This is a genomic window from uncultured Campylobacter sp., from assembly GCF_938045775.1.
GTDB lineage: Bacteria > Campylobacterota > Campylobacteria > Campylobacterales > Campylobacteraceae > Campylobacter_B.
Window position 1 is genome coordinate 1 of record NZ_CALIBH010000166.1, and the last position, 9,610, is coordinate 9,610.

The window sequence follows — 9,610 nt, forward strand, 5'->3', positions numbered from 1 at the left end:
GCGAGCTGCGAAAATGCCGATAGGGCGCGTCTGCATCAATCAAAAAGAGAAAAAGCTAAAGCGAAAGCCGAGCGATAAATTTAAGCTTCCGCGCGCTGCGGGCGAGACGCTAGCGTTTAAAAATTTTAATTTCAAAATCGCCGTGATGAACGAGCTGATGTATGAAAAAGCCCTGCTACAGCCTAAATTTGACGTGTTTGAGTACTGTGAGGAGCGCGGCATCGATCCGTATGCGGATTTCGGCGCGCTGCCGCAAGCCAAAAAGTGGTTTAAGGACTATCCGGTTCCTGCGGATTTAGCGGAGCAGGTGAGCGAGCTCTATCTTGACGGCGGAAACGAAATTTACCTGCAAATCGCGCCTGATTGGGACGGCGAAGATGAGCTTTTCGACATCAAAAACATTGACGCCGCCGAGCTTGCGCCCTTCAAAAATCTTAAAAAAATCGAAACGACCGGCATCGGCATATCTAAAAAGGTGCGAAAAGCCTGCGCGGATGCGGGGATCGAGGTAGTTGATTGAGCGCGTGAAAATGGACTTTGAGCCCTACGGCGCGCGGTTTTAAAAAGCTGAAATAGGCTTTTGAGCTGCGGCGCGCGCTCTTAAAGGTCGTAATTGTTGCCGCGCCGCGCAAAATTCCACGCAAAATTCTATTTATAGCGAGCGCTATCAATGAGCCTTGAAAGGCGCTTGGCGAAGCATCTGACATGTCTAATTTGGCGCGCGTTACAAAGCTTTGAGAAAGCTCGTTTGCAGCGTAAGAGCCACGCCGCTAAATTTGCGAGATGAGTGTGTTGCGCGAGTAAAAATAGTTCGCTTTTTAATTTTGGAAAAATTCGCTGCGTAGCAAGGGGATTAAATTTACCGCTTTTAAATTTTAAAATTTACAAAGAGCGGCGCTTGCGGCTTTGAATGTGCGGCTAAATTTGGACTTCATTAAAGGTTAAATTTCAAGCGCAGTTAAATTTGCGTCTTTAATTTTGCTTGTAGCCTGTGTCGTACTGCAAAACAGAGTGCGAAAATAGATCGCATTTGCGCGCGATCAGCGCGGATCAAATTAAAATTTCGTCTTTGGAATTTAGTCTGAATTTGCAGCTTGCATCAAGAAAGTATTTTTTGTAAGCCGATATTGAGTAGCCAAGAAGTGTCTTGAAACTTAGCATCGACGGCTTAAAAAGTATTTTGAAATCCGCGCCAAGAGTTGTGTTTTAAAACAACAAGGCGCGGCGCTACTTTGCTATTTTAAAACGCCGCTTCGGGGCTAAATTTTATAGCCGCATAAAGCCATCGTCGTAGCTGCCTTCTAGCTTGCGGCGCATATCCTCGCGCCATTTTGGCGTAAGCGTCGTAAGTAGGTTAAATTTTGCTAACAGCCCTTTATCGATACGCTCGCCGTAAAATAGACGGTTAAGCTCCATTACGCTCATCGTAGCGGGGTCGCGCTCTACGACGTAGATCTCGTCGCCCGCGCGGCACGAGCCAGTCTCCAGCACGCGATAGTACCAGCCGGTAAGCCCGCTGCGCGCGATCTCCGCCGTCATCTCCGCGTTACCCCAGCGCATCGAGAGCTTGTAGCAGGGCTTGCGCGGCTGGCTTACTTGCAACACCAGCGAGCCTATGCGGTGCACATCGCCGATGCATACGTTTTGCTCGTGTAATCCGCTGATCGTGAGGTTTTCGCCCATTGCGCCGTAGGCTAGATTTTTAAGCCCTAAAAACCTCTCCCACGCGGCGTAATTTTGCAGCGAGTTAGCAAAAATCGCCTTCTCCTCTCCGCCGTGATGCAGCGTGTCAGCTACCGCGTCGCCCTCGAATCCAAGCTCGTTTGCGCGCACTTCACCCGCTCTAGCTTGCTTAAAAATCGCCGTCTCCCAGCGCTTTTTTAGAGGCTGCGTAGCGCGCTCGTCGCCGTAAGCGCGCGGTTGCCCGGTCAGCAATGCCTTTAAAACGGGCATTTTTCGCTCCTTAAAATTTGCATCTGTTCTCCTTAAATCATAAAATTTAGGCTAGGATTTTAGCTAGAAAAGAATTTTAAAATTCTAAATTTTGCGCTAAATTTCAAGTGCGAGCTTGAAATTTAACGCGCGGCGTTATTTGTAGTCGTTTGCGTCGTAGCTTTTGCCGTCGTTAAAGTCGCTCAAAAGCCGCACTACGACGGGGCTAAGCAGGATGATCGCGATTAAGTTGGGGATCACCATCAGTCCGTTAAACATATCGGCTAGCCCCCAGACGAGGTCAATCTTTTGCACGCTTCCTATGAATACGAATGCGACGACCAAAATTTGCAAGAGCTTGACGAATTTTGCGCCCAGGAGGTATCGCACGTTAATCTCGGCGAAGTAGTACCAGCCCAAAATCGTGGTAAATGCGAAGAAAAACAGGCAGATCGCCACGAAGCCGTAGCCACCGCTGCGACCCAAAATTTGCGATCCGAAGGCTTCTTGTACCAGCGAGATGCCAGAAAATACCGCCTTGCCGTTTTCGAAGGTGACTACGTCGGTGCTAAGCACCACGAAAACGGTGATGTTAAGCACGATAAAGGTATCGACGAAAACGCCCATTATGCCGAGCACGGCTTGATCTACGGGGTGTTTGACGTTCGCTGCGGCGTGTGCGTGCGGCGTCGAGCCCATGCCCGCTTCGTTTGAAAAGAGCCCGCGCGCGATGCCGTATCTCATCGCAGTAGCGATCGTAGCGCCCGTAGCGCCGCCCCAGGCAGCGGATGGATCGAACGCGGCTTTGAATATCAGCGCGATGACGGATGGAATTTTATCGAAATTTGAGCCGATGATGACGAGACCGACGAGCACGTAGCAGATCGCCATTAGCGGCACGACCTTTTCGGCTACGCGCGCGATCGCTTTGACGCCGCCGAAAAAGATGACGCAGCAGATGAGTGCTAAGGCTGCGCCGCTCACCCACTTCGGAATCCCGAATGCGCCGCTAAAGCCGTCTGAGATGGAGTTTGCCTGCACCATATTACCCATGAAGCCTAAAGCAAAGATGATGGCTAGCGCAAAAAACGCCGCTAAAGGCTTGGCTAGGGGATTTTTAAGTCCGCGACTGATGTAAAACGCGGGTCCTCCGATCATGTGTCCGCTGTCGTCCTTGGTGCGGTAAATTTGAGCCAGACAGATCTCTGCGAAATTCGTCGCCATGCCTAAAAACGCTGCGCACCACATCCAAAATATCGCGCCCGGTCCGCCCATTATTAGCGCGGTGCTGGCGCCTACCAGGTTGCCGGTGCCTACCTGCGCCGCGATCGCCGTGGCGACGGCTTGGAACGAGCTCATGCCGCTTTTGCCCGCAGCCTCGCCGTGCAGGGAGAAGTTGCCGAAAAGCTTGCGCGCGCCCATTTTAAATTTAAAAATCTGCACCAAATGCAAGCGCGCCGTAAAATACGCGCCGGTGCCGCAAAGTAGGGCGATTAGAAAGTACGGACCCCACAAAAAGGAGTTGATTGCGTCAATTGTGGCGGTGAGTTTGTCGAGAAAATTTTGCATGATCTTTTCCGTGAATTTAAGATGCGAAAATATATTTTAAAAACTCTTAAATTCCTATAAATCGAGGGAAATTTAAGCAAAATTTTAAAGCGTTTTTATAATTTTACTCAAGCATTAAGCAAAGCGGTATGTGCTGTTTGCTCTGCATGCCAGCTTGCCAGATAAGCAGCTTAGAATTCGCGCCTTAGCTACCTAAATTTACAAAGTAATGAACTGAAATTTTAAGCCTTATTTTTATTCATCACCGCCGATTTTGAAAACGAACATCTTGCACGCGTTGCAAAAGGCGGGTATCAGGCTAAAGAGGCGCGCTTTAAGGCTCCAGTGCTCGCGGTACATTTTCATCATCGCGGCCTCTTTTATGAAGCGGATACGCGCAGGCTCCCAGCTCTGCACCTCTGCACCGCCGCTAATGCCCATTTTAAAGGGCGCGTTTTGCATGTGCCGCATCGCGTCATGGCGCCTAGAGTCGAATTTCCTAACCGAAAACTCGCTCATAAAGTCGCTCAGCACGTAGCCGCTAAATTTTTGCGCAAGCGCGATAAAAAATTCTTTAAATTCCTCCTTTTCAAAATACATACTCACCCCCTCTAAAATGAATATGTAGCCCGCGCTGCCGTGCTTTGCGACCAGCTCGTCCATCCATGAGTGATCTAACATCGAGTAGGGCAAGCTAAAGTTGTTCTGAGCTTTGGGTAGTAGCGCGTCGCGTGCGGCGATGACATCGGGTAGGTCGAGGTCGTAAAATAGGGCGTTCGGCAGGGCGTGTTGGAGCCTAAGCGGGCGGGTGTCGAGCCCTGCGCCAAGCTGCACGATGATAGGGCGATCAAGCTCCGCCGCGAGCCGCAGCGCCTCGTCGTCGAAAAATTTCGCGCGTATCACGGTGCCTGTTTTGCTAAGGCGCGCGTCGTTAAATTTCGCAAAATCATAATCGATCTGCTCTACGACGGCGCTTGAAAACGGATCGTTTAGGATCGGATCCGCGTCTTTGAAATCCAAATGGCGCATATAGACGTTGATTAGCAGCGTCTCGGAGACGTTATCTTTAAAATTTAACTTTTGCATGAAGTGCCTTTCTTGCGGTATCGTTGCGAGTAAAATACCGCTTATTTTTAATATACATTATTATATCCTTGCTAAATAAAATTTCAATAAAATGATATGAATTTTTATTTAAAGACAGAATTTTAAATTCGCGCCACGGGTTTTGGCTATAATATTGCCGCGTAAAGCTTCAATAAATTTTTGAAATTTTACGCGATGCAAAGCGCGGGCAAAATTTAGAATTTTAAAAGCTATAAAATTTATTAGCTCCGGCGACCCAGATGCGCAGCCATAGTACGGATAGTAAATTTCATCCGCACAGCTTTATCTTTGTCTAAATATTTCATTGTATAATTCTTAGCTTTTGGAGGTTATATGGAAAAATCGCGGCTAGGACTACTGCAAACCGAGGCTATCGCCACGCTTAGCGACGAGGAGCTTGCAATGTTCGAGCACCAAGTCATCAAAAAAGGCTATGTTTTTTATAGCGAGGCGCCTAAAGTTTTTATTTTTAAAAGTGGACAGGCGAAGCTTTCGTTTTTTGAAGACGGCGAAGAATTCATCATCAACTACCTAAACAAGGACAATATTACCATTCTCAATGAAATTTGCGCGCTTGAGTTTTTAGAGGACAGCGAGATTTACACGATCGATGCGAGCGGACTAGGGGAGATCTTGGCAAATCGCAGCTTTTGCGAGGCATATATAAAAATTTTAACAGAGATAATTCTGCTGCAGCGCAAAATCACACGCTCTATACTTTTTGAAAATGCAAAAGGGCGCATCGCGAGCTTTTTGATCGAGCTTGCAAACGAGCAGAATTTTCATCAAAATGGCTACAAATACGTCTTTTTGCCCTTTTCGCTAAAGGTGCTTTCATCCTTTGTGGGGCTCAAGCGTCAAAGCGCGAGTACCGCGTTTAACGAGCTTGTAAAAGATAACGTAATTCAAAAAATCAGTCAGCACGAGTTTTTGATCCTGGACTACGACAGATTGCTTAGTTACTGTGTTTAGGCGCGGGCTAGAGTTTTTAAAGCATTTGTGCGACTTACGGCTTGGGCGCGAAATTTTGTCTAAAGTTACGGCGCAGGATTTTACCTAGATTTACAGCGTAAAATTTTTATCAAGAGCTTGGTTTTGGAATTTCATCCCGAATTTCGCTTAGGATTTCGTCTAAAATTTTGGATCAAATGAAATTTTACGCATCGGAATTTTTAAAATTTAAGAAACTAAAAATGCGCGGCAAAGTGCCGCGCCGTATTTTGTTTATATCGTGCTGAAGCGCGATAGATTAGTCTTTCTTTTTCATATCGTATTTATTGACCATAAATCCGACCAAGCCTACGAAAAATAGACCGCCGCAGATGTTGCCTAGCGTAACTGGGATCATATTTTTAACGATGAAATTTCCCCAGTTTATTGAATCTATTTGAGCTGCCGTTACACCGTGAAGCGAGCTTGCAAGAGCATTTACATCGCCACCTGCAGCCGCAAGGTAGTGGCCTTTAGCGATGATGCCTTCAGTTAGGATAAACATATTTGCCACGCAGTGTTCCATCGAGCAAGCTACGAATGCGCCGATCATCCACATAATTGCAAAGAATTTGCCTGATAGATTGCTCTCGCTGGTCGCAGTCCAGATAGACATACATACAAACACGTTACAAAAAATTCCGCGGATGAATAGCTCATGAAAAGGCGCGTTTATTTTGCCTGCTGCTGCAGGAATGAAGTGCTGCAAGATGTAGCCGTCATATTTAAGCGGAAGTCCTGAGTAATAATACATATACGCGATTAATGCGCCGCCTACGAAGTTAAAGCACCAAACGATAGCCCAATAGCCGATAGTTTTACCTAGCGGTAATTTGCCATCGGCAGCAGGTACACCCGTTAAAACCGAGCTGGTAAATAGATGCCCACCGTAAAAAACCACCATCATCAGACCGCAGCTAAAGGTAATACCACCGATGAAATTCGATAAGCCAATAGATTGCTTTTCAGCCATTCCGACGGTCGAGTGAGCCCAAAAAATATCGCCCATAGCGATTGCAGCGCCCGCCATTATAGCTAGAAAAATTATGCTAATTAGCGGGGTATGCGCCTTGTGTTGCATCGAACTAGACACCGCTTGCGCGGTTTCTGCAGGATTTAACATTTACTCCTCCTCATTTAAATTTGAATCAATTTCTAATATACGCTCATAAGCTTTTTGCGCACTTTTTTTTGCGCTCTCGCTCAGTCCTTCTTTAAAATCAAGGACGTTATCGAGCAACACGCTAATGCCCAAAAACAACGTCTTTGGGCAAATTTTGCGCAGATAGCTTAGAAGCACCGGCGTAGGCAGGTTATGCGTCGAGTAGATATAGTCGCGATCATTGCTGAGGTCGAAAAATTCTATCTTATCCTCATCAAAGCCGCTCATCGCATCTACTACGATTAGAATTTCAGGGGCGAATTCCCTAAGGGCCGCAAATTCGTTTTCGGGCACATCCTGCCCATAAAAAACGCGCCAATCTTTTAAGTTTGCCTCGACTATTCGCCCCGTTTCATTGCCCACGTCGTCGTCGCCGCGAAGGGGATTGCCGATACAAAGCAACGCCTTTCGCATCAAAAATCCTTCCTTAGCACGAAATATCCTTCGCGCATATTTTTTAGCAGATCTTTAAGCTCACATTCGCAAAGCTGAGGGATTAGCTTGGCTGCGTGCTCGGCAAAAATTTCAATCTCGAAATACTTGCTTAGGTTACCGATCTTAAATTTAACGTAGTCGCCCGAGTTCTCGACGATGCGTTTAAATTCTTCATCGTCTATCTCAAGTACCTTTTCGCTAAAATCTATCGTACCTACGCCGTGACCGACGCAGGTGGAAAAAACCTTGATATCCTTTAGCTCTTTGGGTAAATTTTCATTTTCGTCCATATGCCGCTTTGTAAGCTTAAAAACCTCAATCATCGTTTGCTCCAGACCTCTTTTTGCGGATCGATTTTAAATTCCTCCGCAGCGCGGGCGTATTTTAGATATACGTCATTGTGCAATAGTGCCATGCACTCCGCGTATCTAGGATCCTCCTCGGTGTGGATAGCGTTAAGTAGAGCCTCGCGAGAAGCTTTTGGATCGTGAACGTCAGATGAGGTTTTGATCGCATCCATATATTTTGCGAATAAAACTCTTCCGAAAATATAGCTCATCAGCCTCTTAGCTTCAGCTTGCAGATCGCGCTCGAATAAAATATCGCCGATAACTGAACTCTTAACCGGTGGCGGAAGAGTGCTATCTTGCTCGTAGCTCTTCTTTTGAAGCTTTTGATCAATAATGCCAAGCGCCATGCCAAGACCATAGATGATGCTAGCAGGATGTGGAGGGCAACCGGGGATATAAACATCTACCGGTACAATCTTATCGATACCACTCCATACGCTATATGCGTCATGAAAAATTCCACCAGTGCTTCCGCAGGCTCCCAGAGCTACTACGATCTTTGGATCAGGTGCAGCCTCATAAGCGCGGAGCAGCGGATAATACATCTGGCGAGTAACCGGACCGGTGCAGACTAAGATATCTGCGTGGCGAGGGTTGGCTACGAGTTTAAATCCGAAGCGCTCCGGATCCCACATCGGCGTGATAGAAGCAAAAATTTCGATTTCACAGCCGTTGCAACTTCCGCAGTCGATACGATAAACGCTGAAGCTTCGTTTGATATTTTTCAAAAGCTCCAATTTTGCGGTTAGATCGTTTGCGTTTTTAATATTTTCGGGGACTTGATACAAACTCATTTTATTGCCTCCTCTATACCTTTGGTCATTCTCTCGACCGCTTGAGCTTTTTTGCATTCAGGACAGATATAGAGATATTTTTTAGCTTCTTCTAATCTGCCTGGGAGCAAATTTGCAGTACTTAGCTTTTCTAACGTGTAGTTGATTAGCCTTTTTGGAGTCATCGGCTTGCCGCAGCAGCTGCATTTCTCCATCTCAAGCTCGCCGTGTTGGATAAGCGCGCTTTTGTCAAATTTTACCGCTAGCTCAAAGCTATTGCCTAGCCTTACCGCTCCCGTAGGGCATACTTCGTCGCAGCGCCCGCAAAATATGCAGCGCCCGCAGTCAAATTCCCAAATAAGTTTGGTTTGAGCTTCGTTCATCTTAAGCTCGATTGCATTAGATGGGCAGGCGATACCGCACGCGGCACAGCCTATGCAAAGCTCATAGGTGTATTCAGGCTGCCCGCGAAAATTCTCGGGCACGATGTATGGCTCAAACGGATAAGCATAGGTCGCCTTACCATATTTTTCGGTAATGTCGAATAATTTCATCATCTTAAATCCTTTTTGCTAACCTTGCCGTCTTGGCAAAATTTCTTAAGGTCTTTTTCGGTTAGAATTTTACTCTTTCCGCTATTAATATCGACTAAAGTTACGCGCTCGGTGCATGAGTAGCACGGATCCATCGAGCATACGATTAGCGCCGCATCGGAGATGTTATTTCCGCGGAATTGAAATCGTAAGCTCGGCCAGTTGTTATACGTAGCGGCGCGACATCTCCAGCGGTAAACCTTCTGAGCGTTTCCTTGCATGATCCAGTGGACGTTTTCGCCGCGTGGCGCTTCGTCGTGACCTAAAGCGTAGTTTTCCGGTCTGATCATAGTCTGTGGATCGATCATTATCGGAGTTTGCGGCATTTGATGCAAGCACTGCCTGATGATGTGGATCGATTGTTTAAGCTCTTTATATCTTACGACTTCGCGGCTGAATACATCGCCACCGTGCTCTACGGCTACTTCGAATTCTATCTTGTTGAAGAAATCATAAGGGTGATCGTAGCGGTTATCGCGCTTAAAGCCGGAGCCGCGCATATTAGGGCCTACCGGGCTAAAATCACGCGCCACTTTGCGATCTAATACGCCCACACCCTTCCAGCGACCGATTTGGCGTTTATCCTCCATAACGGCGTCCCAAATTTCAGAAATTTGAACGTCAAGTTTATTAATGATCTCGATGCTCTTGCGAATTTCATTGTCGGTCATATCGCGGCGAAGTCCGCCCATAATGACATTGCCGTAGGTCTTGCGGCCG

9 protein-coding genes and 2 pseudogenes are annotated in these 9,610 nt (G+C 46.9%); 2 read left to right on the plus strand and 9 right to left on the minus strand.

Annotated features, from left to right (window positions below; genetic code table 11):
* A pseudogene (locus Q0238_RS06200) lies at positions 1–520 on the plus strand (hypothetical protein); the annotation flags it as partial.
* 746 nt (positions 521–1,266) lie between these two features.
* Here Q0238_RS06200 and Q0238_RS06205 read toward each other — a convergent pair.
* The 3 genes from Q0238_RS06205 to Q0238_RS06215 form a co-directional block, all read right to left on the minus strand.
* On the minus strand, positions 1,267–1,953 hold the full coding sequence (locus tag Q0238_RS06205; protein WP_297944036.1) for an MOSC domain-containing protein: 687 nt from the start codon (positions 1,951–1,953) through the stop codon (positions 1,267–1,269).
* A 135-nt stretch (positions 1,954–2,088) separates the two neighbouring features.
* Positions 2,089–3,501, minus strand: a complete 1,413-nt coding sequence (locus tag Q0238_RS06210) for a sodium:alanine symporter family protein (RefSeq protein WP_297944039.1) — start codon at positions 3,499–3,501, stop codon at positions 2,089–2,091.
* Positions 3,502–3,735: 234 nt separating this feature from the next.
* A complete protein-coding gene (locus Q0238_RS06215; protein ID WP_297944042.1) occupies positions 3,736–4,566 on the minus strand; it encodes a class I SAM-dependent methyltransferase in 831 nt (276 codons plus the stop codon).
* A gap of 354 nt (positions 4,567–4,920) precedes the next feature.
* On the opposite strand from Q0238_RS06215, the gene Q0238_RS06220 reads away from it, so the two are divergent.
* On the plus strand, positions 4,921–5,559 hold the full coding sequence (locus Q0238_RS06220) for a Crp/Fnr family transcriptional regulator (protein WP_005871915.1): 639 nt from the start codon (positions 4,921–4,923) through the stop codon (positions 5,557–5,559).
* A 277-nt stretch (positions 5,560–5,836) separates the two neighbouring features.
* Here Q0238_RS06220 and Q0238_RS06225 read toward each other — a convergent pair whose 3' ends face one another.
* The 6 genes and pseudogenes from Q0238_RS06225 to Q0238_RS06250 form a co-directional block, all read right to left on the minus strand.
* Positions 5,837–6,700, minus strand: coding sequence for a formate/nitrite transporter family protein (locus Q0238_RS06225; RefSeq protein WP_005871911.1), 864 nt, complete (start codon positions 6,698–6,700; stop codon positions 5,837–5,839).
* Positions 6,701–7,153, minus strand: a complete 453-nt coding sequence (locus Q0238_RS06230) for a hydrogenase 3 maturation endopeptidase HyCI (RefSeq protein WP_291936428.1) — start codon at positions 7,151–7,153, stop codon at positions 6,701–6,703. It abuts the gene before it with no gap.
* Entirely contained in the window at positions 7,153–7,497 is a 345-nt protein-coding gene (locus tag Q0238_RS06235; RefSeq protein WP_291936431.1) for a formate hydrogenlyase maturation HycH family protein, read from the minus strand. The genes Q0238_RS06230 and Q0238_RS06235 overlap by 1 nt, the downstream gene beginning before the upstream one ends.
* The gene (locus Q0238_RS06240; protein WP_297944045.1) at positions 7,494–8,318 is read right to left on the minus strand and encodes an NADH-quinone oxidoreductase subunit B family protein; all 825 of its coding nucleotides are present in this window, start codon (positions 8,316–8,318) and stop codon (positions 7,494–7,496) included. Before Q0238_RS06240 ends, Q0238_RS06235 begins: the two co-directional genes overlap by 4 nt.
* A complete protein-coding gene (locus Q0238_RS06245; RefSeq protein WP_295151635.1) occupies positions 8,315–8,854 on the minus strand; it encodes a formate hydrogenlyase complex iron-sulfur subunit in 540 nt (179 codons plus the stop codon). Before Q0238_RS06245 ends, Q0238_RS06240 begins: the two co-directional genes overlap by 4 nt.
* Positions 8,851–9,610: pseudogene (locus Q0238_RS06250) on the minus strand (hydrogenase large subunit); the annotation flags it as partial. The gene Q0238_RS06245 and the pseudogene Q0238_RS06250, both read right to left, overlap by 4 nt.